The sequence below is a fragment of the Methylibium sp. genome, assembly GCF_965279545.1.
GTDB lineage: Bacteria > Pseudomonadota > Gammaproteobacteria > Burkholderiales > Burkholderiaceae_C > Methylibium.
Map to the genome: position 1 here is coordinate 1,127,908 of NZ_OZ257250.1, position 26,874 is coordinate 1,154,781.

Genomic DNA, 26,874 nt, shown 5'->3' on the forward strand with positions numbered 1-26,874 from the left:
GGCTTCAGGCGCGCGCCCGCATCGCGGTGCGCGCCTGCACGAACTCGAACGCGAAGCCGACCGCGCCGGCGACCAGGCGCTCGGCCAGCAGCCGCTCCTTCTCGCTCTGGTAGAAGACCAGATCCACCTCGTGGCGGATGTAGCGCGCGGGCAGGCGGTTCAGCGCCACGCAGGCCACGTCCGGCAGCAGCTCTTCGCTGATCAGCGGATAGTGGTCGCGCCATGTGCGCACGGCGTCGAACACCGCGCGTTCCTGGTAGTTGCGGATGCCCGCGAATTCAGAGCTCATGGGCCCGATTGTCACGAGCGTGCGGCGCCGGCAACTGCCGAATTGCGCGGCAGAGGGCCCGCTTTTCGCCGGGCGACGGCCGGCGCTCAGGCGCTGCCGAGCACGCGCATCGAGTAGTCGGTCGCCGTCACGTCCTTGGTCAGCCGGCCGATCGAGATGCGGTCCACGCCGGTGGCGGCGATGTCGCGCACCTGGTCCAGCGCGACGCCGCCCGACACCTCCAGCAGCGCGCGGCCCGCGTTCACCGCCACCGCCTCGCGCATCTGCGGCAGGTCGAAGTTGTCGAGCAGCACGCTGACGGCGCCGTGGTCCAGCGCCTCGCGCAGCTGCGCGAGGGTCTCCACCTCGATCTGGATGTCGACACCGGCGTTCAGCTCGCGCGCCGCCGCCAGCACCTGTGCAATGCCGCCGGCCGCCGCGATGTGGTTCTCCTTGATCAGGATGCCGTGCCACAGCGCCAGCCGCTGGTTCTGGCCGCCGCCGGTGCGCACCGCGTACTTCTGCGCCTGGCGCAGGCCGGGCAGGGTCTTGCGGGTGTCGAGGATGGCGCAGCCGCGCGGATGGGGCGAAGCGCCGGCGATCGCGTCGACGTGGCGCCGCGTCAGCGTCGCGGTCGCCGACAGCAACTGCAGGAAGTTCAGCGCCGGCCGCTCGGCGGCGAGCAGCGCGCGCGCGTCGGCTTCGATCTCGCACACCGGCGTGTCGGCGGCCATGCGCGCGCCCTCGGCGTAGTGCCACTGCACGTCGGCCTGCGGATCGAGCGCGACCACGCAGTCGAAGAACCAGTGCCGGCCGCACAGCACCGCCGCCTCGCGCACCAGCACGCGCGCGCGCACCCGGCGACCCTCGGGCACCAGCCGGCCGGTCCAGTCGGCGCGGCCGATGTCCTCGAACAGCGCGTCGCGCACGTTGCGCGCGCGGGCCTCGTCGAGCGTCTCGTTGGTTTCGAAAGTGAGCATGCCTCGCGCCTCCATCAGGTGTATGCAGCGCGCGTCAACGCAGACCGCGGCCTGCCGAGCAGCCGCCGCGGATCCGGCTCCGTCGGTCCGCCAGCGGCGCCCCAAGGGCCACGCAGTGGTCCCTTCCGGGCCACGGGGGAGCGGCGCAGCCGCAACGGGGGGGTCGTCATCACGCGGCACCGATGTTGGGAACGAAGCCGCGCGCCGGCTGGCTGATCGCGCCGGGATTGGCCTTCACGAAATCCAGCATGCGCTCGATGCAGCCCAGCGCCTGGCTGCGCACCGGCTCGGGCACTGTGATGGCGCCGGTGCCGCGCTCCAGGCAGTCGACCACGCCCTGCAGCGCGTTCATCGCCATCCACGGGCAGTGCGCGCAGCTCTTGCAGGTGGCACTGTTGCCGGCGGTCGGCGCTTCCAGCAGCGTCTTGCCCGGCGCGAGCTGGCGCATGCGGTGCAGGATGCCGTTGTCGGTGGCGACGATGAAGGTCTGGCGCTCGCTCTGCACCACGGCGTTGAGCAGCTGCGAGGTCGAGCCCACCACGTCGGCCAGCTCGACCACGCGCTGGGGCGATTCCGGGTGCACCAGCACCAGCGCGTCGGGGTGCTCCTTCTTCATCAGCTCGAGCTCGAGGCCCTTGAACTCGTCGTGCACGATGCACTCGCCCTGCCACATCAGCATGTCCGCGCCGGTGTGCTCGGCGATGTAGCGGCCCAGGTGCCGGTCGGGCGCCCACAGCACCTTCTTGCCCTGCGCATGCAGGTGCTCGACGATCGCCACCGCGCAGGAGCTGGTCACCATCCAGTCGGCGCGCGCCTTCACCGCCGCGCTGGTGTTGGCGTAGACCACCACCGTGCGGTCCGGGTGCGCATCGCAGAAGGCGGCGAAGTCCTCGGGCTGGCAGCCCAGGTCGAGCGAGCAGGTCGCGTCGAGGTCGGGCATCAGCACCGTCTTCTCGGGCGACAGGATCTTGGCGCTTTCGCCCATGAAGCGCACGCCGGCCACCACCAGGGTCTGCGCCGCGTGGTCGCGGCCGAAGCGCGCCATCTCCAGCGAGTCGGAGACGCAACCGCCGGTCTCCAGCGCCAGGTCCTGCAGGTCGCCGTCGACGTAGTAGTGCGCCACCAGCACGGCATTGCGCTCGGCGAGCAAACGCTTGGCACGCGCCTTCAGCTCGTCGCGCCGTGCCGGCGTCAGCGGCTCGGGCACCTTGGCCCAGGCCTGTGCGGTGCAGCTGGCGCCGCTGGCGTCCTGCTTCGTGAAGTCGTAGAGGATCTGGCTCATCGCGGGATCGGTAGAAGGGAGCGGGATCGTAGCCGAGCTTTCATCGGGGAGTGTTCACCACACGATCTCAGGCCGACGCGAAGAAGCGGCTCGGCGGCGCCCCTACCGAGCGCCGCACCATCGCGCTGAAGGCACTGGGGCTGGCATAGCCCAGCTCGGCGGCGATCTGGCCCATCGGTGTGCCGCGTGCGGCCAGCGACAGCGCACGCGCCAGCAGCACCTGCTGGCGCCATTGCACGAAGCTCGTGCCCAGGTCCTGGCGGAACAGCCGCGCGACGGTGCGCTCGCTGGCGCCGATGTCGCGCGACCAGGCCGCCAGCGTGTCGTGGCGTGTCGGGTCGTCGAGCACCGCTTCGCACAGCGCGCGCAGGCGCTTGTCCTGCGGGAGCGCCACGCCCAGGGGCACCGGCGCGGCGCGCCTGAGTTCGTCGGCCAGCAGCGTGGCGATCAGCTTTTCGCGTGCCAGTTCCACCGCGCTCGGCGGCTGCCCGTCGGGTCCGGTCGGCAGCGCCAGCATCAGCGCGCGCAGCAGCTCGGAGACTTCGAGCACGCGGCAGTGTTGCCAGTCGCTGCCGACCGCCGCCTCGCTGCGCTGCGGCCCGCAGCCGGGGCCGCAGCGGCCGGGGCGCTGGTGCAGGTAGAGCGTGCGCAGCTCGGCCGTCTCGACCACGGTGATCGCATGCTCGACGCCGGGCGGCACCCACACCGCGCGCGACGGCGGCACGAGGTAGGTGCCGCGCTCGGCGGTCAGCCGCATCACGCCGGTGGCCGACCAGGCGAGCTGCGCCCAGGCGTGGCTGTGCGGCTCGACGCGAGTGTCGGTCGCCAGCGTGTGCTGCTTGGCGCGCAGCGGCCGTTCGATCGTCGGCGTGAAGAGGTGGGGTGTCAGCGGCCCCACGCTGGTTGCAGCCAGCTTGCCGCGCGCCATGGAGGGTCTTGGCATGATCGCGATAGAAGTTGTCCCGCTATCGTAAGCGCGCCGCGCCGACCCCACCTAGCATCGGGTCATGCAGATTTCCACTTCCGCTCCTGCGGCTGCCGGCGCCTCGCTGCGCCAGGACGCCCGCACCATCGGCCTGATCGGCCTGGCGCATGGCACCTCGCATTTCTTCCACATGCTGCTGCCGCCGCTGTTCCCGGCCTTCATCCACGATTTCGGCCTCAGCTATTCCGAGCTGGGCCTGCTGGTCACCACTTTCTTCGTGATCTCCGGCATCGGCCAGGCGCTGGCCGGCTTCTTGGTCGACCGCGTCGGCGCGCGGCCGGTGCTGTTCCTGGCGCTGGGCCTGTTTGCCGCGGCGGCGTTCGCGGCCGCCAGTGCGAACGGCTACGAGGGCTTGATGCTGGCCGCCGCGCTGGCCGGCCTGGGCAACTCGCCGTTTCACCCGGTCGACTTCACGATCCTGAACAAGCGCGTGTCGCAGCCGCGCCTGGGCCATGCGTTCTCGGTGCACGGCATCACCGGCAACCTCGGCTGGGCGGTGGCGCCGGTGTTCATGGCGGGGCTCACGGCCGCCACCGGCTCATGGCGCATCGCCGCACTCGGCGCCGGCCTGGTGGCCCTGGCGGTGCTGGTGGTGCTGGCCCTGAACCGCGACGCGATCGACGACAAGCTCGGTTCCTGGGCCCACGACAAGAAGCCCGGCGCGGCCGGCGTCGCCGACGAACACCCGCTGGCCTTCCTGAGGCTGCCGTCGGTCTGGCTGTGCTTCGCCTTCTTCTTCTGGACCACGGCGGCGCTGACGGCGATCCAGAGCTTCGCCAGCCCGGCGCTGCAGCAGATGTACGGACTGCCGCTCGCGCTGACGGCCTTCGTCGTCACCGGCTACATGCTGTGCGGTGCGGCGGGCATGGTGATCGGCGGCTTCCTGGTGGCCAGGGTGCAGCGGCTGGAGCGCACGATCGGCTTCGCGATGGCCGCCGCCGCCGGCCTGCTGGCGCTGGCCGGCACCGGCTGGCTGCCGGGCCTGCTGGCGGCCGGCGTCGCCGCGCTGGCCGGTTTCGGCACCGGCCTGGCCGGGCCCTCGCGCGACATGCTGATCAAGCGCGCCGCGCCGCCCGGGGCGACCGGGCGGGTGTACGGCATGGTGTATTCGGGTCTCGACATCGGCTTCGCGCTGGCGGCGCCGCTGTTCGGTGCCTTGCTCGACCATGGCCGCCCGAACGGCGTGTTCTACGGTGCGGCGCTGATGATGGCGCTGGGCGTGGCCTCGGCCTCGCTGGTCGGCGTGCGCATCGCGCGCGGCCGCACCGCCGCACTCGCCACCTGAGCCCGCGGAGCCGGTCCGGCCGGCTCGCCATCGCCCGGCCAGCCTCGAGACAGCGCCGGGCCGCCGGGCCGCCGCGCCGCGGCTACAGTGCCGCCCATGCAAACCCACGCACCGCGCCCCGCCGGCCACGCGCTGGTCGAGGCGCTGATCGCACAAGGCGTCTCCACCTGCTTCGGCGTGCCGGGCGAGAGCTACCTGGCGGTGCTCGACGGCTTCCTGGAGCATGACGATCGCATCCGCTTCGTCAGCTGCCGCCAGGAGGGCGGGGCGGCCTTCATGGCCGAGGCCCAGGGCAAGCTGACCGGGCGCCCGGGCATCTGCTTCGTGACGCGCGGGCCGGGCGCCGCCAACGCCGCCGTCGGCCTGCACACCGCCTTCCAGGACAGCACGCCGATGGTCCTGTTCATCGGCCAGGTGGGCAGCGAGGTGCGCGACCGCGAGGCCTTCCAGGAGCTCGATTACCGCGCCGTGTTCGGGCCCAACAGCGGCGGCTTCGCCAAGTGGGTCGGCGAGGTGGCCAGCGCCGACCGGCTGCCCGAGTACGTGGCGCGTGCCTTCCACATCGCGATGCAGGGCCGCCCCGGGCCGGTGGTGCTGGCCTTGCCCGAAGACATGCTGAGGACGCCGACCGCCGCACCGGTGGCGCCCTTCGTCGTGCCGGCCCAGGCCTGGCCGGCGCCGGGCGCGCTGCGCGAGGTGCGCACGCGGCTGCTCGCGGCGCGGCAGCCCGTGCTCATCGCCGGCGGCAGCGGCTGGGACGCGGGCGCGGTGCAGGCGCTGCAGCGCTTTGCCGAGAACTGGCAGCTGCCGGTGGCCTGCGCGTTCCGCTTCCAGGACCTGTTCGACAACACCCATGCGCTGTACGCCGGCAACGTGGGCATCGGCATCAACCCGCGGCTCGCCGAGCGGGTGCGCGAGGCCGACCTGGTGCTCGCCGTCGGCCCGCGCCTGGGCGAGATGACCACCGGCGGCTACACCCTGCTCGAGGCACCGCGGCCGCGGCAGACGCTGGTCCACGTGCATGCCGGGTCCGAGGAACTGGGCCGCGTCTACGAGGCCGACCTGCTGCTGCAGGCCTCGATGCACCACGCGGCCCGTGCGCTGGAAACGCTGGCCGCGCCGGCGAGCCTGCCGTGGTCGGCGTGGGCCGCCGCGGCCCACGCCGACTACGAAGCCAACCTCGTTGCGCTGCCGGTCGTGCCGCTCGACATGGCCGAGGTCGTGAAGACCGTGCAGCGCCTGGCACCGGCCGACACCATCGTCACCAACGGCGCGGGCAACTTCAGCGGCTGGCTGCACCGCTACTGGCGCTACCGCGGCCTCGGCACCCAGCTGGCGCCGACCTCGGGCGCGATGGGCTACGGCGTGCCGGCGGGCATTGCGGCCAGCCTGCTGCGCCCGGGCCGCTGTGTCGTCGCCTTCACCGGCGACGGCGACTTCCTGATGACTGGACAGGAGCTCGCAAGCGCCCGGGCCTACGGCGCCAGGCTCATCGTCGTCGTGGTCGACAACGCGAGCTACGGCACGATCCGCATGCACCAGGAACGCGAGTACCCGGGGCGCGTGATCGGCAGCGACCTGAGCAACCCGGACTTCGTGCTGTTCGGCCGCGCCTTCGGCTGGGCGGCCGAGCGGGTCGATCGCACCGAAGCCTTCGAGCCGGCCTTTGCCGCGGCGCTGGCGCGCAGCGAGCCGACGCTGCTGCACCTGATACTCGACACCGACATCAGCACCACGCGTGCGACGCTGGGCGCGATCCGCGCGACCGCGCTGCAGCGGCATCATTCCTGAACAAGCCGGGGAAGCATTCGCCATGCAGTACCGATCGAACCTCGCCGCGGTGGCCTGCCTGTGGCTGAGCGCCTGCGTGGTGCCCGTGCCCGTGCCAATGCCCGCGCCGGCACCGGCGCCTTCACCGCCTGCGTCGGCGCCGGTCCCGACCCCGATTCCCGTGCCGCCGACCTTCGCCGCGGCGCCCGATCCCGCGGTGCTGGGTGAGTGGCGCATCGAACAGGCGCGCAGCGAGCCGCTGCTCGACCGCAGCGCGGCCCGCCTGAACTTCGGCCCCGATGGCCAGTTGAGCGGCAACGGCAGCTGCAATGTGCTGAGGGGCCGCTACTCGCTGGTCGGCAATGCGCTGGAACTCGGGCCCGTCGTCACCACGCGCAGGGCCTGCGCAACCGCCGCCATGGAGCAGGAGGATCGCGTTCTCACGGCGCTCGAGCGCGCCGTTGTCGCACGCGTGCCGCCGACCGGCTACCTGACGCTGTTCGATGCCGACGGCGCCGTGCTGCTGCGCGCTGCGCGCCTGCCCGCCCAGCGCTGAGACCGCTCGGCCGGCGTCAGGTCGCCGGGCGCCTTCCGGTGAGCAGCAGCACCACGCCGGTCAGCACCACCACGGCGGCGGCCCACTCGTAGCCGCTGACGGCTTCGCCGCCGAGCGAAACGCCGAGCAGCAGCGCGATCACCGGGTTGACGAAGCAGTAGCTCGACGCCAGCCCCGGCGACGCGTGCGCGAGCAGCAGCATGTAAGCGTTGAAGGCGATCAGCGAGCCGAACACCACCAGGTAGGCCCAGGCCGCGACGGCCACCGGCGCGGGTGGCCATTGCCGCGCGAACGTGGCGTACTCGCCGTCGACCGCGGCCATCGCCAGCAGCACGAGGCCGCCGCAGAGCATCTCGCTCGCGAAGCCCATCGCGCCCGGTGCCAGCGGCGTCCTGCGCTGGCTCAGCAGGCTGCCGGCGGTCCACGTCAGGCAGGCCAGCCCGATGGCCGCGAGCCCGGTCGCCGAGGCCTGGAAACCGGCGCCCTGCGTCAGCATCAGCACGCCGCCCAGGCCGACGGCGATGCCGGCCGCCTCGAGCCGGCCGGGGAACACGCGCCACAGCACCAGGCCGGCCGCCATCATCACCGGCACCACGGCGATGAAGGCGACCACCAGGCCCGAGCCCACGCTCTGCTCGGCATAGGCGGTGCCGCCCATGCCGCCGCCCAGCATCAGCGCGCCGACCAGCAGTGCGTGGCGCCACTGCCGGGCGCTCGGCCATGGCGCCTGCCTCACCCAGCGCATCCACGCGGCCAGCAGCGCGCCGGCGACGAGGAAACGCGAGCCCATCTGCAGGAAGGGCGGGAAGCCGATCAGCGCGAACTTGATCGCAAGATAGGTCGAGCCCCAGACCAGCCAGGTCGCGGCGAGACAGGCGACGACCAGCGGCGACAGGCCGGGGCGCGACAAGGACAGTGGAGGGGCGAGCGAACTCATGCCGAAATGCTAGGCCGCGAGCCCCGAGGATTGAAGCGTCGATTCAAGGAAAGACAGCGTTGCCGCCTTCGATTTGCAGGAAAGTCGCGTGCTAGGCTTCAGCATGCCTGCTGCCATGAGCCTCGACGCCTACGACACGCGCATCCTCGCCGAACTGCAGGCCGAGGCCCGCCTGAGCATGGCCGAGCTGGGCCGGCGCGTGCACCTGAGCCAACCGGCGGTGACCGAGCGCGTGCGCAAGCTCGAGGCGGCCGGCGTCGTCACTGGCTACCGCGCCACGGTCAACCTGCAGGCGCTGGGCTACGGCATCCGCGCGATGATCCGCGTGGGCCGCGCCGAGTACGCGCAAGTGGTCAAGCTGGTGCAGCAGACACCCGAGGTCATCAATGCCTACAACGTGACCGGCGAGGACAGCTGGATCCTGGAGATCGCGGTGATCGACGTGTCGCACCTCGACGCGGTGGTCACCAAGTTCTGCATCCTCACCGAGACCTCGACCGCCATCATCCTCAACCCCGCGCGCGAGCACCAGCCGATGCTGCCGCCGCGCCGCGAGGACGTGAAACCCCCGATCAGGAAAGTGGAGAACGCATGACGACCGACAGCAAAGGCTTCTCGACCTGCGATCTGTGCGACGCGCACAAGAACGACACCGACGGCGCCTTTCGCGTGCTGCCGCCGGTGTTCCACAGCTACGGCGGCGTGGCGAAGTTCGCCGGGCCGGTGAGCACGGTGAAGTGCTTCGAGGACAACAGCCTCGTGAAGCTCGCGCTCGACGAACCCGGCCAGGGCCGCGTGCTGGTGGTCGACGGTGGCGCCTCGCTGCGCCGCGCACTGGTGGGCGGCAACATCGGCGCCGCGGCGGCGAAGAACGGCTGGGCGGGCGTGCTGGTGAACGGCTGCGTGCGCGATGCCGCCGAACTGGCGGCCAGCCAGGTGGGCATCCGCGCGCTCGCCCTGATGCCGCTGCCGACCGAGAAGCGCAACGAGGGCCAGCGCGACGTGGCGGTGCAGGTGCAGGGGGTGTGGGTGAGGGCGGGGGAGTGGGTCTATGCGGACGAGGATGGCGTCGTGGTGATGACCGGCCCGGACTGAACACCCTTCAATCGACGAACCTGGAAGTCTTCGTTTCCGACAACGGCATCGACTGGCCCGCACTGGACCCGTCGCACGTGCACAAGGAGCGGCGAGCTACCCGGCGCTCGCAGAATGTTGAGTCAAACGGAAGCCTTGGATCACGTCGTTCAACCTCGTGGCTTGCTGGCGAAGGCTTTGTGCGGCAGCACTGCTCTGCTCGACGAGTGCGGCATTCTGCTGCGTCATTCTCTCGAGTTGACTGACCGATCTGTTGACCGAAGAGAGTCCCCCGGATTGCTCGTGCGAGGCGGCATTGATCTCACCAATGCTTTGCGAAACCATCCGGATCGATTCGACGATCTCCAACATCGCGCCGCCGGCGTCGCCGACGAGTTTCGCCCCACTTTTGATTCGGTCGACGCTGGTCCCGATGAGCTCCGATATCTCCTTGGCAGATTCAGCGCTGCGCTGCGCCAACCCCCGAACCTCGCTGGCCACGGCGGTGAACCCGCGCCCATGCCCGCCGGCACGCGCCGCCTCGACGGCGGCATTCAATGCGAGGATGTTCGTCTGGAATGCGATTCCATCGATCACGCCGACGATGTCGGCGATTCTCTTGGAACTGGAGTTGATTTCCTCCATCGTCGTGACAGCCTGCGATACCACGGCTCCGCTTCGGACGGCGGCCTCGGTCGCGGACTCGGCCACCTTGTTGGCCTGACGAGCGGACTCGGCGGTCTGCTTGACCGTTCCCGTCAACTGCTCCATTGACGAAACGGCTTCCTGCAGATTGGATGCCGCCTGTTCGGTACGCGTCGACAGATCGACAGTCCCTGTTGCGATCTCCGTGCTGGCGATCTGAATATATGCCGCGGAACTTTGCACTTGCAGCATGGCGGCGTTCATCCGGGTGATGGCTGCTTTGAGTGCCAACCCGACGACGGACCGCACATGGACTTCGTCGACATCGAGGGATACGGCACCTTCCGTGTCTATTGCATGCACCAGCTCTTCCAGTTCCTGACCGCTCGTGGCCAAGTTGCGCATCCAGATCGCCATGAACAACTCGAGACTGGTCTGTACCAGCACATAGCAGGCATGCATCACGGTCGCCAGGAAATTCGCGGCAGGCATGCAATAGACGCCGTAGCCAAAGGCCTGCAGACGGTCGAACAGGACGTGGTGGACTGCGAAGAACGCGGCCGATGACAGGACGGGACGCCAATCTCGATAGACCAGCAACAAGGCCAGCGCAACGAATACCCCGAAGTGAAACTCGATCGTGCCGCGCCCCAGCTGTATGTGCAGGGCGACCATTGCCGAGAGACACAGCGCCAGGGCCACGCTCGAGAACGCCGTGCCGCGCGCGGTGCAGTAGACGAGTCCACCCACCGCGAGAAGTGCGGCGCTCACCACGACACCGATTGTCAAGTCGCCGTAGTAGGAGCCTATTGCCCCGGCGGCAAATGCCGAAACGACAAGCGCAAGGAGGATCACGCTATCCGCCGTTCTCGCGAACGACTGCTGTGCTGCGTTGGAGTCCCGTGTCATGGGAGCCGCCTCGCCGTGACATCGATGCGACCGAATGCGACGCTGGCTCCCAGCGCGATGAGGGCAACGCCGAACGTCAAGTAGGCAAGGTACGGACCTTCGAAGCCCAGTTCACTCCGGTTGGCCTGGGCCACGCAGACGAGAGTGGCCGCCGCCATCCCCGTATAGTGCATTGCGCACACGGCGATGCCCATGATGACCGCGGCAAATATCCGTTGGCCGCCCGTCTTCACGTGGAAGGTGAGCCAGATCGCGACAGTGGCGGCGGCGATTGCAATCGCCACCGAGACCGCGACCATCGTCAGGTCCCAATCGATCGTCGCACGAAGGTCCATGCCGAACATTCCGAGGTAGTGCATTGCGGCCGCGCCCGAGCCGATCACTATGCCGCTGGGCAGTAGATTCCAGAGGCGCTTGGTCCCCTTGAGCGCCAGATGGAAACCGAATGCCGTGAACACTATTGCAATCAGAAGCGACAGCACGGTCGGCACGACGGCATACGAGACATAAAGCTGCGTCTTGTACGCAGCCATGCCAATGAAATGCATCGCCCAGATCGCGCAACCGCCCAAGGCCACTGCAGGGCCATAGACCGTCACCTGCGAATTTTCGCGACCCGACGCAAGCCACATGGCGACATATGACCCGAATACGGAAATGAGAAACGACAACACGACCAGTCGCAGATCGTATTGATAGCCGACCGTGGCGCCAACAGCCAGTGCATTCATGGCAGCAATCGTGGACAGACGCCGACAGGGCCGTCCCGGGAGACCGCGGCAAGGTGCGTGGGATCAGGACGCCGGAACAGCGCCGATTCGGCTGCCTGCTCCAGGCCGTGGTCCGCCATGGCAGCCCGTGGTCCGGTTTCGGAGCCGTTGCGTGTATCTGCTGGTGCCGTTGTCGTCGTCATTTGCGAGTACATCTCATGATGGAGTCATGTCGCTGCCTTGCACTCGGTCATCGATCCACTCCAATCCGTCAAGGCAGTACCCAGGCCGATGCCGCGGCGAACGGCCGTCATCTCGGCCATGATCGACAGGGATATCTCCGGAGGTGTCTTGCCGCCCAGGTTCAGGCCCACCGGGCCTCTCAGCGTGTTCACTTGCGGAGCAGAAACATCGAATTCGAGCAGACGCCGCCGGCGAACATCGTTGTTGCGCCGGGAACCCAGAGCCCCCACGTAGAAAGCCGGTGTTTTCAAGGCCTCCATCAAGGCCAGGTCGTCGAGCTTCGGGTCGTGCGTGACGGCGACGACCGCGCAGCTGGCGTCGAGCTTCATCGCAAGGACGAGGTCATCGGGCATCTGGCGCGACAGCGTCACACCTTCCAGCGGCTGCCACCCTTCGTGGTATTCCTCGCGCGGATCGCACACCGTCACGTGGTAGTCCAGCATCACGGCCATGGCAGCGAGGTAACGTGAAAGCTGGCCGCCGCCGATGATCAGGAGTCGCAGGCGCGGGCCGTGGACGGTCTGGAGCGTGCGTCCGTCGAACAGGATCATGTCGCCCGCCTGCGCGGGTTCGAGCCAGACGGTCCCGGTGCTCATCTCCAGGCGCCGCTGTACCACCCGGTGCTGCTCGACGGCGCTCAGCAAGGGCTCCAACCCCGACCAAGGCCCCAACGGCTCCAGCACGATCTGCACCGTGCCGCCGCATGGCAGGCCAAAACGTTGGGCCTCTTCGGCATTCGCGCCGTAGACCGTGGTCTGCGGCAGGGCCGGCGCGAGTTCGGCGCGGCGCACACGCTCGATCAGGTCGTCCTCTATGCAGCCGCCCGACAGCGAGCCTGCCACTTGGCCATCGTCGCGAATGATCATCAGCGAACCCGGCGGCCTGGGCGACGAGCCCCAGGTGCGCACGACCGTGCCCATCACCACGCGGTGTCCATGGTGCAACCATGCGATGGCGGTGCGCAACACCTCCACATCCATGCTGTTCAAGATCCATTCTCCTTGCTCAAAGCAGGGGGCCTCGACATCGAGACCAGCGCGCCGATCACCGACAACGAGCCCAAGCCGAGGTGCACGAAGCCCAATGCCTGAGGCCCCAGGTCTGCCAACGCCGCGCCCAGCACGTACACCACGCCGGCTGGTGCCAGCACGGCCATCCACCCTGTCTTCAACACGGGCTGGCACGGTCCGGCCGCGCGCGAGAGTTGGGTGGACCAGGCAAGGCCCCAGGCCGCTGCGTGGCAGATCGAGACCGCCATCCAGCCTTGGGCCCCCGGCATCCCTTGGAACAGAACCAGCCCCGTGGCCATCGGGAGGGCCACCCAGGACGGGCTCCGCAATGGCGTGCGAAACAGGTGCAGCAACAGCGGCGGCAGCAGCATCGCGGCAAGGTGCAGCCCGACAATCTGCGAAGGACGCTGGTTCCCGCCCGCGGCGCACCAATCGGTCATGAGGGTGAGCGACGCCATCATCGGCAGCATGGTCCATCGCGCACCCCCCAGCGCCCAACCCGCCGTCGTGCGCCACAGCGACCCCGAGCCCATCGATAGTGCGCAGTCGAACAGGCCGGTCCGGCAGCCGCGTGCGGCGGCACCGCGCGGCAGCAGCATCGACAGGCCGAGGCACGCGATGATCACGCTCGACACCATCGCCGGTGTCGGTACCCCGGCCAGGTCGCCAGCCAGCGCCCAAGCGACGGCTGCGCCGGCCGCCGCCGGCAGGACTGGAGACGGTGGCCGTTGGGCAAAGGGCCGCATCATGCGCACCGCGCGCGATGCGGCGACCAGCAACACCCCCCAGGCAAGCGAAGCAATGCACACGGCGATGGCACCACCGCCATGGGCCGCTCCGTGCAGGCCCGCTGCGGTGATCAGCCCGGTGACGACGACTATTGCTCTCAAGCGCAGGCCGGACAGCAACAGCGGGCGTCCGAGCTGGAGTGCAGCACCTGCCGAGGCCAGCCACAGCGCCACCGGACCCAACCCTTCGACCCACAGCGGCATGGCCCATCGCCCGAGCGCACCCAGCTCCAACCAGCCGCCGAACAACATTGCCCAGGCCAGCGCACGCGCCACTGCCAGGCGGAAGGCCGGGCTAACGCGCACTGTATTCATGCAGTCGATCGCTGCCGCGCGCGCCGTGCAGGCTGGCGTTGAAGGACACGACGATGCGCTCCGCGTCGCCGTCGTAGGGCATGGCCTGGTGGGCCAGCCAGGACGGGAACACGACGAGCTGGCCCGGCACGGGTGCCACGTCCACATGGGGTGGCTGCAAGTACGCATTGCCGAGGTCCACATGTGCCCCCCCCAGCGCAGCAAACGGTGGGCCGTAGAAGCGCGTCACGCCATTGGCCGCGCCGTAGACGGGGTGCGCGATCCGAGAGGACGGGGCATCGACCTGGACCACGTACACCGCCGACCACGAGCAGTTGCCGTGTGTGTGCACGTCGTGGAAGGCGCCCCGGTTGGCGCACTGGAACCACATGCCCTCGATGGCCACCTGCAAGTCCAGTCCTTCGGCCGGCCAGGCGCCCTGGTTGGCCGACTTGGCGGTGTCCCGAAGGCATTCGACCAGAAAGCGCACGAAGACCTGCCACTCCGGCAATTGCACGCGATGGAGCAGATCGTCGTCGCTGGCAAAGAACGCCGCCGGAGCCTGCCCGCGGCGGTGCAACTGGGTGGTGCGCAAGGCGCCGAACACGCGAACCAGCAGTGGGTTGAGCTGCTCCGCACTGGGGTGGCGATGGATTCCCAGCGGCGTGGGCCAGAGCGAACGGAAACCGATCCCCATGCTCATGAGGGCCTCATTGCGCCATCACCACGGGCCAGCGCAGCGTGTGCCCTGTGCGCTCAACGAAGCGTTGCAGGTCCTCGGGAGTGTCGATGTCGATCCGGTAGCGCGTGTTGTCGGTGTCGAACCAGTGCACCCGCTCCGGGTGTTCGCCACGCCAGCGGCGGCAAGCGGCGTTGACGTCGCCGGCCAGCCATTCATCGCGCAAGGCGGCCTCGAAAATCACCGGGTTGCCCGGTTCGCCGCCCACGCGCGGCACCACCATCGCCGCCGTGCCGCGCTTCTTGAAGGCGCCGATCAGCGCGCTGATGTCCTGCGCGTTGACCAGCGGCTGGTCGGCCAGCGCGACGATCACGGCATCCAGCTTGCCCGCCAGCGCCTGCAGCCCGATGCGCACCGACGAGGCCTGGCCATCGTCGGGCGAAGGGTTGCGGACCAGCGTGACGGGGAAGTCGCGCACCGCAGCCTCGATGGCATCGGCATGGTGCCCCAGCACGACCACCACTTCGTCGATGCCAGCGCCCGACAACGCAATCAATTGACGGCGGATCAGCGGCACGCCACCCAGTTCGAGCAGCGACTTCGGCCGGTGCCCCAGCCGGCTGCCCGCGCCGGCGGCCAGCAACACGGCCCCCACCGCGACACGGGCGTAGAGGCCGCCGCCACCTTTGAGGAGGCATCCCATGTCAGTCTGCGCAGCAAGAGGGCTTGGCGAGGGGCAACAGCGGCAACTCGACCACCGGGCCGCCGCAACAGGAGGCCACCGCTGCGGCCGTCTGCGGCAGCGCGGCCACCGCCGCGGGCACTGCCGTCGCAGGGACCGGCGCGCCCCGCCGGTGCGAGACCACGGCCGCCAGGACCGACAGCGCGATCTCCTCCGGCGTGTTCGCCGCCATCGGATAACCGGCGGGGGCGACGATGGCCGCCACCGCGGCCGCGTCGGCGCCGGCCGTCACCAGCGATTCCTTCAGCACCTGGGCCTTCTTGGCGCTCGCGACGAAGGACACCTGCCGTGCCTGAAGTGCGAGCGCCAGTCGCAGTGCCTGCAGGTCGCGCCGGCCCTGCGTCGCGACCACGACCCAGGCGCCGGACGCGACCTGGGGCATCACGGCGGCGATATCGTCATTCGCGATGACCCGCTGCGCATCGGGATAGGCCGCCGTGTCGGCTTCGTGCGCGACCAGCGTGACCGCGAAACCGACGCGCGGAGCCAGCTGGACGAGGCTCTGCGCCACCGGCGAGGTCCCGATCACCACCAGCTGGGCGCGCGGCAGCACCGGGTCGATGAAGAGCTCCAGCGTGCCGCCGGAATGGCAGCTCATGCCGAACTCGAGCACGTCGCCCAGCTCCCTTTCGCTGCCGTCCGACGCCGGCGTGATGCGGATCAGTTTCGCCCGCCCCTCGGCCAGCACCTGACGCACGGTGCGGATCACCACCGGCTGGGCGCAGCCACCGCCGACCCAGCCGTGCAACTGGCCATCGGCCGTGACCACGGCCTTGTCGCCGGGACGGGCCGACGCCGGTGGCAGCGCACGGATCACGCTGACCAGGGCGTATGGGGTGCCACTGTGCTGCAGGCGCTGGGCCGCAGCGAAGACGGTCTCGGCAGTGTTCATCATGAATTCCTCGTGCATTGCCTTCAGCTCAGGTGATTGGCGAGCTGGGCCAAGTCACGCAGACTGTTCAGACGATGGAAGCGCTCGATCAGGCCGCGCTGTGCGTTCGCCGCCTGCAGAGCCTGCGAGACCGGTGGGTGCTCGGACGGGTGGAACCAGGCGATGCGTGCGCCGCGCCGGCGCACGCAGGCCAACTCCTCCGACAGACGGGCAGGCTCATCGGCATCGAAACCGTCGGACAGCAGCCAGACCCGCGCCTGGCGCGTCAGCTGCGCCCGGGCATGCGCGCTATGGAAGTCGGCCAGGCTGGTCGCGATGCGTGTGCCGCCGCCAAAGCCGGCGGTGACGGCATTGACCTTCTCCTGTACCGCAGCCGAATCGCTGCGCAGGAGCGGAGTGATCTCGGCCAGCCGCGTGTGAAAGACGAAGACCCGCGCGCCCATTGCCGAGACGAAGGCGCGCGCGATTCGCAGGAACAGCTGCGCATGGGTCTCCATCGAGCGGCTGACGTCGACCAGAATGAACAGACGTGGCCGCTCTTTGCGCGGCGCGCGCCACACCGGGTGCAAGGGCAGGCCCCCGGTGCGCAGGCTGTTGCGCAGCGTGCGGCGCAGGTCCAGGCGTCGGCCGGTGGGGCTGTCATGCCAGCGGCGCGTCAGCCGCTTGCGCAGCGCCTGCGCAATCTGCTCTGCCAGGCGTTCCAGTTGCGCCAGATCCTGCGGCAGCCATTGCGACAAGCTTCGGTCGTGCAGGGCATCGGTGCGGCTGGCGCCGCCCTGGGCGCGGGGCAGACCAGGCTCGTCGGACGCAGTGGACACCGGCTGCAGCGCGGCATCGGCCGGGCCTCTGGACGAGGTGTCGCGTGGCGCGCCGGGGGCCATGCTCTCTTGCAGGCTCTGCACCAGTTGCTGCAGGTTGCGACTGGATCGCGTCTGGCCGCTGACGCGCGTGCTGCCCTTGACACGCTGCGGGTACCAGTAGCGCTGGAACAACTCGGGCCAGCGTCGCCAATCGCGCACGTCGTGGCAGGCGATGGCGCGCCAGGCCGCATCGAGTCCGGCGTAGCGTTCGATGGGCAGGCGCAAGGCGGTGCGCACCATCGCCTGCTGTTCGGCGACGCCGACCGCCAGGCCGTGGTCACGCAGCAGCGCGGCAAACCCCGCGATGGCCTCCAAGGGTTGCGCTGACGTGTTCTCGAGGAAGCGAACGGCCGCTCCCGAGTCTCCTTGCCTCGCTCGGGAAGCCGGCGAAACGGCAAGTTTGCCAGTGCTCATGACGGCTGCGGCGCCTTCTCGGCCACGCCCACGCTGCGCCGGCCTTCGACCAGCTGGCGCACGCGAACCGCGTCGAACTGGAAGCGGTCTTCGCGTGTCTTCAGCAGGCAGGACAGCGAAGCGGCCAGTGCCTGCGGGTCGTCCGGCAGGGCCTTGCAGTCGAGCCGGTGCAGCGCACGCACCCAGTCCAGCGTCTCGGCGATGCCGGGCTTCTTGGCCAGGTCTTCCCGGCGCAGGCTTTGCACGAAGGCCACTGCTTGCTCGGTCAGCGCGCTCTCGGCCTCAGGCAACGTGGCACGCACGATCGCGATTTCGCGCGCCAGCGTCGGGTACTCGACGTAGTGGTACAGGCAGCGGCGGCGCAGGGCGTCGGACAGTTCGCGTGTGCCGTTGCTGGTCAGGACGACCTGCGGGATGTGCCGCGCGCGCAGCGTGCCCAGTTCGGGCACGGTGATCTGGTAGTCGGCCAGTACTTCGAGCAGGAAAGCCTCGAAGGCTTCGTCGGCGCGGTCGATCTCGTCGATCAGCAACACGCAGGGCGCGTCGCTGGAGATGGCCTGCAGCAAGGGTCGTTCGAGCAGGTAGTCGCGTGCGAACAGGTCTGCTTCCTGCATGCGATCCGGCTGCGTTTCATGCAGCCGGATCGCCAGCAACTGGCGTCCGTAGTTCCATTCGTACGCGGCCTGCGACAGGTCCAGCCCCTCGTAGCATTGCAGGCGCACCAGTTGCTGGCCGCGCGCGCGGGCCAGTGCGGCGGCCAGCGCGGTCTTGCCGACGCCGGCATCGCCTTCGAGCATCAGCGGGCGCTGCAACTCGCCGGCCAGCCACAGTGTGGTGGTCAGCGTCTCGTCGGCGATGTAGCCGGCCTGGTGCAGCGATGTTCGCAAGGCATCGTCGTTCATCGTCTCAGGTCGCTTTCTTGCCGAACAGGTTGGAGAACCAGCCCTTGACGACAATCCACATCAAGCCCAGCGCGTTGAGCTCCTTTGCAGCCGCAGGCGGCTTGGTGGGGGGCATCGGATGTGCGCCAACCGCGCGGAGCGCGGCGGCCGTAGCCGCACCAGGAACGGCCGCCGCAGCGGTGCGGAAGTTGTCGGCGAACTGCGCGAGCATGGCGTCGGCGATCGGCACCAGCAACCGACCGCCGAACTGCGCCAACTTGCCGCTGACGGTGACGGTCGCCACACCGACCAGTACCGAAGTGCCGGCCGACTCGCCGGCTTCGAGGTGAGCGACGAGGTTCATCGACGCAGACGAGCCGCCCTTGTCGGCGCCCTTGCCCAGCATCTCCAGCCGGCGTATCGAGGCGTCGAGGCCCAGCACCTCGATGTCGCCGTTGAAGCTCATCACGGCGGGGCCGACCTTGCTCTTGACGATGCCCTTGTAGTGCGTGGCATCCAGCTGATCGGTGATCTGGGCCCCCGGCATACAGCCGGCCACCGCGCGGATGTCCGAGAGGATGACCCACGCCTGTTCGCTGGACACGGCCAGCGGGTAGCGTTTGTTGAGTTCGACTTCCATTACAGCGCCACTCCGGACTTCTTGAGTTGCTGCCACACGCGGTAGCTGTTGTGCGGCATGGTCATCTGCGTCACACCGAGGTGCGCGAAGGCGTCAACCACCGCCGAGGTGAAGGTCGGGATCGAGCCGACGTGCGGCGACTCGGCCACGCCCTTGGCGCCGATCGGATGGTGCGGCGACGGCGTTACCGTGTAGTCGGTCTCCCAATGCGGGGTTTCGACGGCGGTGGGCAGGTAGTAGTCCATCAGCGTGTTGCCCAGCAGGTTGCCCTGTGCGTCGAAGGGCATCTGCTGGCCCATGGCCACTGCGAATCCTTCGGTCAGGCCGCCGTGGATCTGGCCCTCGATGATCATCGGGTTGATGCGGGTGCCGCAGTCGTCCAGCGCGTAGAAGCGGCGGATCTTGGTCTCGCCGGTGCTCCGGTCGATGTCGACCACGCACAGGTAGATGCCGAAGGGGAAGGTGAAGTTGGGCGGGTCGTAGTAGTGAACGGCCTCCAGGCCCGGCTCCAGTCCGGCAGGCGGCTGGTTGTACGCGGCCCATGCGATGTCCTTCATGGACTTGAACTTCGCGTCGTCGCCCTTGACCTTGAAGCGGTCGATCTCCCAGTCCAGATCGTTCTCACCGACCTCGAGCAGGTGCGCAGCGATCTTGCGCGCCTTGGCGTGGATCTTGCGCGCGGCCAGCGCGATCGCGGCACCGGCCACCGGCGTGGAACGCGAGCCATAGGTACCCAGGCCATACGGCGCAGTGGACGTGTCTCCTTCTTCCACCTGGATCACCTCGGACGGGATGCCCAATTCGGTGGCGATGATCTGCGCGTAGGTGGTCTGGTGACCCTGGCCCTGCGTGATCGTGCCCATGCGGGCGATCGCGCTGCCAGTCGGGTGGATGCGGATTTCGCAGGAGTCGAACATGCCCACGCCCAGGATGTCGCACATCTTGCTGGGCCCTGCGCCCACCACTTCGGTGAACGTGACCAGGCCGATGCCCATCAGCGTCGGACTCTTGGGGTCGGCACGCTTGGCGGCTTGCTCAGCACGCAGGCCCTTGTAGTCCACCGCGTCCAGCACCTTCTTCAACGCCGTGTGGTAGTCGCCCGAGTCGTATTCGAAGCCGAAGGCACTGGTGTAAGGGAATTGCTCCTTGCGGATGAAGTTCTTGGCGCGGATCTCGGCCTTGTCCATGCCGAGCTTCTGCGCCAGCACGTCGACCATGCGCTCGATCAGGTACACCGCCTCCGTCACGCGGAAGGAGCAGCGGTAGGAAACGCCGCCCGGCGCCTTGTTGGTGTAGACCCCCTTGACGCTGCAGAAGGCCGCCGCGATGTCGTACGAACCCGAGCAGATGTGGAACATGCCCGCAGGGAACTTGGTGGGGTCGGCGCAGGCATCGAAGGCGCCGTGGTCCGCGAGGACATGCACGCGCAGGCCCAGGATCTTGCCGTCCGGCGTGGCGGCGAGTTCGCCGTCCATGTGGTAGTCGCGGGCGAACGCCGTCGTGGAGATGTTCTCGACTCGGTCCTCGACCCACTTGACCGGCTTGCCCAGCACGATGGACGCGACGATGGCGCAGACATAACCCGGGTAGATGCCGACCTTGTTGCCGAAGCCGCCGCCGATGTCGGGGCTGACGATGCGCACCTTGGATTCCGGGATGCCCGACAGCAGCGAGACCACCGTGCGCACCACGTGCGGCGCCTGCGAGGTGATGTAGGTTGTCAGCTCGCCGCGGACCGGATCGAAGCTGGCCACGCAGCCACAGGTTTCCAGCGGGCAGGGATGCACGCGCGGGTAGACGATCCGCTCGCTCACCGAGACGGGCGCGTTCGCGAAGGCAGCATCGACCGCCGCTTTGTCGCCGGCCTCCCAGGTGAAGATGTGGTTGTGGTGATCGCGCTTGCCGTGAGCGCCTTCGGTCTTGCCTGCCAAGTCTTCGCGCAGCACCGGCGCGCCGGGATCGAGGGCCTTGTATGGATCGATCACGACCGGCAATTCCTCGTACTCGACCTCCACCGCCTCGACGGCATCCGCGGCGATGTAGCGGTCGTCGGCGATCACGATCGCCACTTCCTGCATCTGGAAGTGCACCTTCTCGTCGGCCAGCACCGCGGCCACGTCACCGGCCAGCGTGGGCATCCAGTGCAGCTTGAGCGGCTTGAGGTCGTCGGCAGTCAGCACCGCGTGCACACCGGGGATGGCGAGCGCGGCCGCCTTGTTGATGCTCTTGATGCGGCCGTGCGCGATCGGCGAACGCACGATGTCCATGTGCAGCATGCCGGGCATCTTGATGTCGTCGACATAGTTGCCCTTGCCCTGGATGAAGCGGGCATCCTCCTTGCGCAGACGGCTCTCGCCCATGCCTTGCAGGGCGGCGCTGCGCTCGAGCAGCTTCGGGTCAGCAGGTGCGTTCATGCGGCCTCCTTTTGGGTCTCGCGCAGCTTGGCGGCCGCGTACAGCACGGCCTTGACGATGTTCTGGTAGCCCGTGCAGCGGCAGAGGTTTCCGCTCATGCCCATCCGCACCTCGGATTCGGTGGGGTCGGGGTTCTCTTGCAGAAAGCGGTAGGCGCGCATCAGCATGCCGGGCGTGCAGAAGCCGCATTGCAGGCCGTGCTCCTTGTAGAAGCCTTCCTGCACCGCGTGCAGGACACCGGCGTTCGCGAGACCCTCGACGGTTTGCACGTCGGAGCCGTCGCACTGGATCGCGAGATGCGTGCAGCTCTTGACCGAACGGCCGTCGATGTCGACCGTGCAGGCGCCGCAGTGGCTGGTATCGCAGCCGATGTGCGCGCCGGTCAACTGGCAGTCCTCGCGCAGGAAGTGGATGAGCAGGGTGCGCGGCTCGACCGCTTTCTCCACGGCGCGGCCGTTCAATTTGACGGTAATGAGTTTCTTGCCCATGAGGGTGTCTCCGTTCTCTTTGTCACTGGCAGCGGGAGGCTGCCTTGCGGATCGCGCGCTTGACCATCTCGCCGGCCATGGCGGTCTTGTATTCGCGGTCACCGCGCAGGTCCTCGGCCGGATCGCAGATCGCCATCGCCTTGGCGGCAGCGTCGACAATCGTTGCGTCCGACAGCGGCTTGCCGAGAAGCGCCGTCTCGGCATCGCCTGCGCGCAGTGCGGTCGCCGCCACGTTCGTGAGCGCAATGCGCACCGCGCTGACCTTGCCGCCGTCCATTCGCATCACGACAGCCGCGCCGGCGGTGGCCCAGTCACCCGTCTTGCGCTTGAGCTTTTCGTAGGCGTAACCAGTTTTCGGGGCGAAAGCCGGCACGCGGATCTCGGTGAGGATTTCATCTTCGGCCATGTCGGTCATGTAGGTGCCGAGGAAGAAGCTGTTGGCCTTGACCATGCGCTGACCCTTGGGCCCTTCGAGCACCAGGGTGGCGTCCAGCGCAATGGCAATCGCCGGATGGTCGTTGCCCGGGTCGCCGTGGGCGATGTCGCCGCCGATAGTGCCGCGATTGCGCACCTGCGGGTCTGCGATCAGTCGGGCCGCCTCGGGCAGGATCGGCAGCCTGGCCTGGAGAATCTTCGATGAGATCAGGTCGTTCTCGACCGTCATCGCACCAATCACCACCGTGCCACTCTCTTCGCGGATGCCGCGCAAGGACTCGATCCGGTTCAGATCGATGAGGTGCTCCGGCTGCGCAAAGCGCAGCTTCATCATCGGCAGCAGGCTGTGCCCGCCGGCCAGCAGCTTGGCGTCGGGGCCGAGCTGGCCCAACAACTTCAACGCGTCGGCGACCGAGCGTGGCGCGTGGTACTCGAATCCGGGTGGAATCATCGTGACTGTCTCCTGTGGTGCAAGGCGCCTTCGCGGGGCGACCCTTGCTTTGATATTGATCAAGCGGGGGTGACCTTAGGCTCCAGAACGAAACCCGCTTCGGCGCTTGCACGAACCCCGGCGTGGCCCGCACGAAATGCGGAGCGAACTGCACGAAATGCAGCTCACCACAGGGTGCCTGGGAGTAACCCGATTGCGGGTTTTTACGAGGTCAGTGCTAGCTGTCGGTCTCGGCGACGCCCGGTCCCTGCGGCCGGTGCGGCGCGCTCGAGCGCCGCACCGGCCGAGGTCAAAGCCAGCGGCTCAAAACCTGTAGCCGACTCCGATGCCGATCAGGGTCGGATCGACCTTGATGGTGCCGAGATTGGTGCCGTTCGCGAACAGGTCGGTGCGCAGCTGCACCTTCTTGATGTCGAGGTTCAGCGACCATTCCTTGGTCAGCGCGAAATCGACACCCGCCTGCAGCGCCAGACCGAAACTGTTCTTGTCGATGGTGAACCCCGCCGGCAGGTCCACGTTGGAGAAGCGCGTGTAGTTCAGGCCCAGGCCCAGGTAAGGCTTGATGGTGCCGAAGTTGGTGAAGTGGTACTGGGCCGTCAGCACCGGGGGCAGGTGCTTCAGGGTACCGATCTTGCCGCCGTGCGCGGTGGAGCTGACGTCGTGCTTCTGCGGGTAGGTCAGGATCAGTTCGGCCGCGATATTGGGCGTGAAGAAGTAGCTGATGTCGACCTCCGGGATCACCTTGCTATTGATGCTCACGTCGGTGATGGCGATGTCGTCCTTGTTGGCCGGATCCAGATTCACGGCGCGGACGCGCACCAACCAGTCGCCGGCGGCCTGGGCGTGGGCCAGCGGGGCCAGACCGCCAACAACGGCAGCAATCAGGGCAAGGTGGATCTTCCTCATGGTGGGACTCCTGTCTCATGATGTTTATGTGGTGTACGGCGCCCTTCGCGGGCGCGCCGCGGTACTTGACTTGCGTCAAGTGGCGGCGAACTTAGGTCCGAAGGCGGAGCCCGGCCCGGCGGATGCACGAACACCGGGAAGGCATGCACGAAATGCAGCACACGCCGCACGAAGTGCAGTGCTTTGTCGGGGCTGGCGGACAAGCCCCGGCGGGTTCAGCGTGGGCTGTCGGTCTCGGCGATGCCCAGCCGCTCCAGCAGGAGCGGCACGCTGGAACGTGACACCGGCAGCGTGGATGCGTTGCCGCGCAGCTTGAGGCTGACCTTGCCGTCGTCGCGCACGAGCTGTTCAGCGAATTGCAGGTTGGCGAGATAGCTGCGGTGGATGCGCAGGAACGAAACGCCATCGAGCCGCTCGGCCAGGTCGCTGATGTTGAGATTGCAGAAGCTGGTCCCGTGCTCCGTGCCGATCCACGTGTAGTGGCCTTCGGCGCGGATATAGATCACCGCCTCGACGTCCACGAGGACAATCCGGTTCTGTGACACGGTGGGGATCTTCCGCAGCTGCCGCTTGGTCTGTGGCTTCTGCGTGGTCGGCTCGTCTCCACTGACCATGTCGGTGATGTCGTAGAAGATCAGCAAGTGGTTGACCGTATCGCCACGCTGATCCGACATCTTGCTGACCTTGATGAGCAACACCCGCTCGGGGATGTTGATGATCATGGTCATCGGCGGAGGATTGCTGACCGGGCACTCGGCCTGATCGAGCAGGAACTTCACTTTCGACTGTGAGCGCTCCGGATGGAAGGACAGCACCATCTTGTCGAAGGGCTGCTTCTCGTCGACCGGGAGCACGCGGCGGGCCAGACTGTTCATCGCCACGACCTTCAGGTCGCGGTCCAACTGCACCACGCCCACATCGAAACGCTCGAGGTGGTAGAGGGGGGTGCCGAAATTCGTGCGCGAATTCATTCAGGACTCTGCAGGTCGATGTGCAATTGAATCACGCTCTCTCGTGGCGCCTGACAAGGGTTGTCCTGAATGTTATTCACGCACACCGGCTGCCGGTCCGGGCGCCAGAGCGATATTCCCGCCAAGCTCTCATGGTTGTCCTGAAGCCGTGATCGGACCACCTTGCCGCGAGCGCCAGGCCGCGCCCCGTGGATAGACTGGCGCGCATGTTCGAGCGCTGCCCCAAATGCCATCACCACCCACTGCCGCTGGAGCAGGCCTTGCCGGCGGCGTGCCCGGCGTGTGGCGTGATCCTGGCCAAGCTGGTGCCGCCCGGGCCGGTGGCAGCCGGTGTTCCGGCTGCGACCCGTGATCGCCGCCCGTTCTGGGCCGCCGCGGAGAGCGTGGCAGGCGATGCCGCCGCCGACGCGCCGGGCTTGCGCGGCTGGCTGTTACATGTGCCTGCGCGCGTCGACGTCACGCGGTTCTGGCTGCGGCTTGCGCTGCTCGCGTGCTTTGCCATCTGGGGCCTGCGCCTGATCGCGCTCGACTACCGCAGCGGGGAGATGGCTTCGTCGTTCATTCACGGGCCGCTGCTGGTGTTCCACGAGGCCGGCCACGTGCTGTTCAGGCTGTTCGGCGAGTGGGTGGCGGTCCTGGGCGGCACGCTGGGTCAGCTGCTCATGCCCGCCGTGCTGGTCGCCGCCTTCGTGCTGAAGAACCGTGACCCCTTCGGTGCCGCCATCGGCCTGTGGCTGCTGGGCGTGTCGCTGCTCGACATGGCGCCGTACATGTACGACGCGCTGCAGCCGCAGCTGGTGCTGCTGTCGGGTGCCACCGGAGAGGCGGGCGGCCACGACTGGATCTACCTGTTCTCCTCGCTGGGCCTGCTGCCCAAGGCGCAGTTCATCGGCGCGCTGGTCCACAAGCTGGGTGCGCTGGTGCTGCTGCTGGCGCTCGCCTGGGCGGCCTGGGTGTTGAAGCTCCAGCGAGGCCGGCTCGCCGGCGACGTGACCCACGAGGCGTGACGCCGGCCCGCAAGGGTCACCTGGCCGGCCCCGGGGGTCGTCAACGCGGCGGGATGGCGCGCGCCGCGGCCGGCGAGAGCCTCACTGGCTCACGTGGATCAGCTCCCGCACCCGCGGGTAGATCTGCTGCTGCCAGCGCCGGCCGCTGAACACGCCGTAGTGGCCGACGCCGAGCTGCACGTGGTGGGTCTTGCGGAACGGCGCGAGGCCGCCGCACAGGTCGTGCGCGGCGACGGTCTGGCCGATCGAGCAGATGTCGTCGCGTTCGCCTTCGACGGTGAAGAGGGCGGTGCGGCGGATCGCCTTCGTGTCGACCTTGCGGCCGCGGTAGTTCAGCTCGCCGCGCGCCAGCGCGTAGTCCTGGAACACCAGCTTCACGGTCTCGAGGTAGAACTCGGCCGCCAGGTCGTTGACGGCGAAGTACTCGTCGTAGAACTGCCGCGTGGCCTCGGCCTTTTCGATGTCGCCGTTGGCCAGGTGGTGGTAGAGGTCGGCGAACGCCTTGCGGTGCCGGTCCGGGTTCATGCTCATGAAGGCGGTCAGCTGCAGGAAGCCGGGGTAGACGCGGCGCATCGCTCCGGCATAGCGCATCGGCACGGTGTGCACCAGGTTCTTCTCGAACCACTCGATCGGCTTGCTGGTGGCCAGCACGTTCACCCCGGTCGGGTTGATGCGGCAGTCGATCGGGCCGGCCATCAGCGACATGCTGCGCGGCTGGGCCGGGTTGTCGTCTTCGGCCATCAGCGCCACCGCGGCGAGCGCCGGCACGCAGGGCTGGCAGATCGCCATCAGGTGCGAGCCCGGCCCCATGGCTTCCAGGAAACGCATCAGGTGTTCGATGTATTCGTCCAGCCCGAACGGGCCCTCGGCCAGCGGCACGTGGCGGGCGTTGTGCCAGTCGGTGATGTAGACGTCGTGGTCGGCCATCATCGTGCGCACGGTGTCGCGCAGCAGCGTGGCGAAGTGGCCCGACAGCGGTGCCGCGATCAGCACGCGCGGCTGGTCCGCCGGGGCGTCCTCGCGCACGAAGCGCAGCAGCGTCGCGAAGGGGGTGCTGGTCACCACCTCTTCACGCACCTTCAGTTCGCGCTCGCCGACCCGCACGGAGTCGATGCGGAATTCGGGCCGGTGGTGGGTGAGCTTGGCGAGCGTCAGGACCTCGCAGGCGGCCGCGAGTTTGCGCACGGCCGGCATTTGCTTGAAGGCGAACCACTCGTGGCTGAGGTAGGACGCCGCGGTGCGCGCCGCCATCTGGACCGGTGCCATCAAGTCGGTGTGTGCTTGGTAGGCCTCGTACATCATGGGCTGCCTCATCCCCTGTCGACGGGCAGGGTTCTACCCGTTCATGCAGGCAAGTT

Annotated in this window: 27 protein-coding genes; 6 read left to right on the forward strand and 21 right to left on the reverse strand. The window is 68.4% G+C overall.

Annotated elements, in window-relative coordinates:
• Nucleotides 1–4: 4 nt before the first annotated feature.
• The 4 genes from ACQY9S_RS05265 to ACQY9S_RS05280 form a co-directional block, all read right to left on the reverse strand.
• A complete protein-coding gene (locus ACQY9S_RS05265) occupies nt 5–289 on the reverse strand; it encodes a late competence development ComFB family protein (protein ID WP_428423615.1) in 285 nt (94 codons plus the stop codon).
• Nucleotides 290–375: 86 nt separating this feature from the next.
• Nucleotides 376–1,248: a carboxylating nicotinate-nucleotide diphosphorylase gene (gene nadC / locus ACQY9S_RS05270; protein ID WP_428423617.1), complete on the reverse strand. Its 873-nt coding sequence runs from the start codon at nt 1,246–1,248 to the stop codon at nt 376–378.
• Between the two features lie 169 nt (nt 1,249–1,417).
• The gene (gene nadA / locus ACQY9S_RS05275) at nt 1,418–2,530 is read right to left on the reverse strand and encodes a quinolinate synthase NadA (protein ID WP_428423619.1); all 1,113 of its coding nucleotides are present in this window, start codon (nt 2,528–2,530) and stop codon (nt 1,418–1,420) included.
• A gap of 67 nt (nt 2,531–2,597) precedes the next feature.
• Nucleotides 2,598–3,473: an AraC family transcriptional regulator gene (locus ACQY9S_RS05280; RefSeq protein ID WP_428423621.1), complete on the reverse strand. Its 876-nt coding sequence runs from the start codon at nt 3,471–3,473 to the stop codon at nt 2,598–2,600.
• A gap of 64 nt (nt 3,474–3,537) precedes the next feature.
• Between ACQY9S_RS05280 and ACQY9S_RS05285 the strand changes: the two genes are divergently transcribed.
• From ACQY9S_RS05285 to ACQY9S_RS05295, 3 genes are all read left to right on the forward strand, one after another.
• Nucleotides 3,538–4,800 (forward strand): MFS transporter, encoded by a 1,263-nt coding sequence (locus ACQY9S_RS05285; protein ID WP_428423623.1) that lies wholly within the window; start codon nt 3,538–3,540, stop codon nt 4,798–4,800.
• Between the two features lie 96 nt (nt 4,801–4,896).
• The gene (locus ACQY9S_RS05290) at nt 4,897–6,591 is read left to right on the forward strand and encodes a thiamine pyrophosphate-binding protein (RefSeq protein WP_428423625.1); all 1,695 of its coding nucleotides are present in this window, start codon (nt 4,897–4,899) and stop codon (nt 6,589–6,591) included.
• Nucleotides 6,592–6,613: 22 nt separating this feature from the next.
• On the forward strand, nt 6,614–7,126 hold the full coding sequence (locus ACQY9S_RS05295; protein WP_428423627.1) for an META domain-containing protein: 513 nt from the start codon (nt 6,614–6,616) through the stop codon (nt 7,124–7,126).
• Nucleotides 7,127–7,142: 16 nt separating this feature from the next.
• On the opposite strand, the gene ACQY9S_RS05300 is transcribed toward ACQY9S_RS05295, so the two are convergent.
• Nucleotides 7,143–8,063: an EamA family transporter gene (locus ACQY9S_RS05300; protein WP_428423629.1), complete on the reverse strand. Its 921-nt coding sequence runs from the start codon at nt 8,061–8,063 to the stop codon at nt 7,143–7,145.
• Between the two features lie 103 nt (nt 8,064–8,166).
• On the opposite strand from ACQY9S_RS05300, the gene ACQY9S_RS05305 reads away from it, so the two are divergent.
• Nucleotides 8,167–8,658 carry an Lrp/AsnC family transcriptional regulator gene (locus tag ACQY9S_RS05305; RefSeq protein ID WP_428423631.1) on the forward strand — a complete coding sequence of 164 codons (492 nt, stop codon included), beginning with the start codon at nt 8,167–8,169 and terminating at the stop codon, nt 8,656–8,658.
• Nucleotides 8,655–9,158, forward strand: a complete 504-nt coding sequence (gene rraA, locus ACQY9S_RS05310) for a ribonuclease E activity regulator RraA (RefSeq protein WP_428423633.1) — start codon at nt 8,655–8,657, stop codon at nt 9,156–9,158. Before ACQY9S_RS05305 ends, rraA begins: the two co-directional genes overlap by 4 nt.
• Nucleotides 9,159–9,254: 96 nt before the next feature.
• Here rraA and ACQY9S_RS05315 read toward each other — a convergent pair whose 3' ends face one another.
• The 15 genes from ACQY9S_RS05315 to ACQY9S_RS05385 all read right to left on the reverse strand — a co-directional run bounded on the left by ACQY9S_RS05315 (nt 9,255) and on the right by ACQY9S_RS05385 (nt 24,509).
• On the reverse strand, nt 9,255–10,691 hold the full coding sequence (locus ACQY9S_RS05315; RefSeq protein WP_428423635.1) for a methyl-accepting chemotaxis protein: 1,437 nt from the start codon (nt 10,689–10,691) through the stop codon (nt 9,255–9,257).
• A complete protein-coding gene (locus ACQY9S_RS05320) occupies nt 10,688–11,422 on the reverse strand; it encodes an MHYT domain-containing protein (protein ID WP_428423637.1) in 735 nt (244 codons plus the stop codon). Before ACQY9S_RS05320 ends, ACQY9S_RS05315 begins: the two co-directional genes overlap by 4 nt.
• 206 nt (nt 11,423–11,628) lie before the next feature.
• Entirely contained in the window at nt 11,629–12,633 is a 1,005-nt protein-coding gene (locus ACQY9S_RS05325; RefSeq protein WP_428423639.1) for an XdhC family protein, read from the reverse strand.
• Complete coding sequence (locus tag ACQY9S_RS05330) at nt 12,630–13,694, reverse strand: hypothetical protein (RefSeq protein WP_428423641.1); 1,065 nt, start codon at nt 13,692–13,694, stop codon at nt 12,630–12,632. The genes ACQY9S_RS05325 and ACQY9S_RS05330 overlap by 4 nt, the downstream gene beginning before the upstream one ends.
• Nucleotides 13,695–13,737: 43 nt before the next feature.
• On the reverse strand, nt 13,738–14,439 hold the full coding sequence (locus ACQY9S_RS05335; protein ID WP_428423643.1) for a putative 2OG-Fe(II) oxygenase: 702 nt from the start codon (nt 14,437–14,439) through the stop codon (nt 13,738–13,740).
• A 7-nt stretch (nt 14,440–14,446) separates the two neighbouring features.
• Nucleotides 14,447–15,118, reverse strand: coding sequence for a nucleotidyltransferase family protein (locus tag ACQY9S_RS05340; protein WP_428423645.1), 672 nt, complete (start codon nt 15,116–15,118; stop codon nt 14,447–14,449).
• Nucleotide 15,119: 1 nt separating this feature from the next.
• The gene (locus ACQY9S_RS05345; RefSeq protein ID WP_428423647.1) at nt 15,120–16,049 is read right to left on the reverse strand and encodes an XdhC family protein; all 930 of its coding nucleotides are present in this window, start codon (nt 16,047–16,049) and stop codon (nt 15,120–15,122) included.
• Between the two features lie 23 nt (nt 16,050–16,072).
• A complete protein-coding gene (locus ACQY9S_RS05350; RefSeq protein ID WP_428423649.1) occupies nt 16,073–17,224 on the reverse strand; it encodes a VWA domain-containing protein in 1,152 nt (383 codons plus the stop codon).
• Nucleotides 17,225–17,319: 95 nt separating this feature from the next.
• A complete protein-coding gene (locus ACQY9S_RS05355) occupies nt 17,320–18,225 on the reverse strand; it encodes an AAA family ATPase (protein WP_428423651.1) in 906 nt (301 codons plus the stop codon).
• Nucleotides 18,226–18,229: 4 nt separating this feature from the next.
• Entirely contained in the window at nt 18,230–18,844 is a 615-nt protein-coding gene (locus ACQY9S_RS05360; protein ID WP_428423653.1) for an SRPBCC family protein, read from the reverse strand.
• Nucleotides 18,844–21,258, reverse strand: coding sequence for an aerobic carbon-monoxide dehydrogenase large subunit (locus ACQY9S_RS05365; protein ID WP_428423655.1), 2,415 nt, complete (start codon nt 21,256–21,258; stop codon nt 18,844–18,846). Before ACQY9S_RS05365 ends, ACQY9S_RS05360 begins: the two co-directional genes overlap by 1 nt.
• Complete coding sequence (locus tag ACQY9S_RS05370; RefSeq protein WP_428423657.1) at nt 21,255–21,746, reverse strand: (2Fe-2S)-binding protein; 492 nt, start codon at nt 21,744–21,746, stop codon at nt 21,255–21,257. Before ACQY9S_RS05370 ends, ACQY9S_RS05365 begins: the two co-directional genes overlap by 4 nt.
• A gap of 22 nt (nt 21,747–21,768) precedes the next feature.
• Nucleotides 21,769–22,632 (reverse strand): FAD binding domain-containing protein, encoded by an 864-nt coding sequence (locus tag ACQY9S_RS05375; RefSeq protein ID WP_428423659.1) that lies wholly within the window; start codon nt 22,630–22,632, stop codon nt 21,769–21,771.
• Nucleotides 22,633–22,935: 303 nt separating this feature from the next.
• Nucleotides 22,936–23,538 (reverse strand): OmpW/AlkL family protein, encoded by a 603-nt coding sequence (locus ACQY9S_RS05380; protein WP_428423661.1) that lies wholly within the window; start codon nt 23,536–23,538, stop codon nt 22,936–22,938.
• Nucleotides 23,539–23,753: 215 nt separating this feature from the next.
• Nucleotides 23,754–24,509: a LytTR family transcriptional regulator DNA-binding domain-containing protein gene (locus ACQY9S_RS05385; protein ID WP_428423663.1), complete on the reverse strand. Its 756-nt coding sequence runs from the start codon at nt 24,507–24,509 to the stop codon at nt 23,754–23,756.
• Nucleotides 24,510–24,697: 188 nt separating this feature from the next.
• Here ACQY9S_RS05385 and ACQY9S_RS05390 point away from each other — a divergent pair, with 188 nt between their 5' ends.
• A complete protein-coding gene (locus ACQY9S_RS05390) occupies nt 24,698–25,516 on the forward strand; it encodes a hypothetical protein (protein ID WP_428423665.1) in 819 nt (272 codons plus the stop codon).
• Between the two features lie 81 nt (nt 25,517–25,597).
• Here ACQY9S_RS05390 and ACQY9S_RS05395 read toward each other — a convergent pair whose 3' ends face one another.
• Entirely contained in the window at nt 25,598–26,818 is a 1,221-nt protein-coding gene (locus ACQY9S_RS05395; RefSeq protein WP_428423667.1) for a polyhydroxyalkanoate depolymerase, read from the reverse strand.
• Between the last annotated feature and the right edge of the window lie 56 nt (nt 26,819–26,874).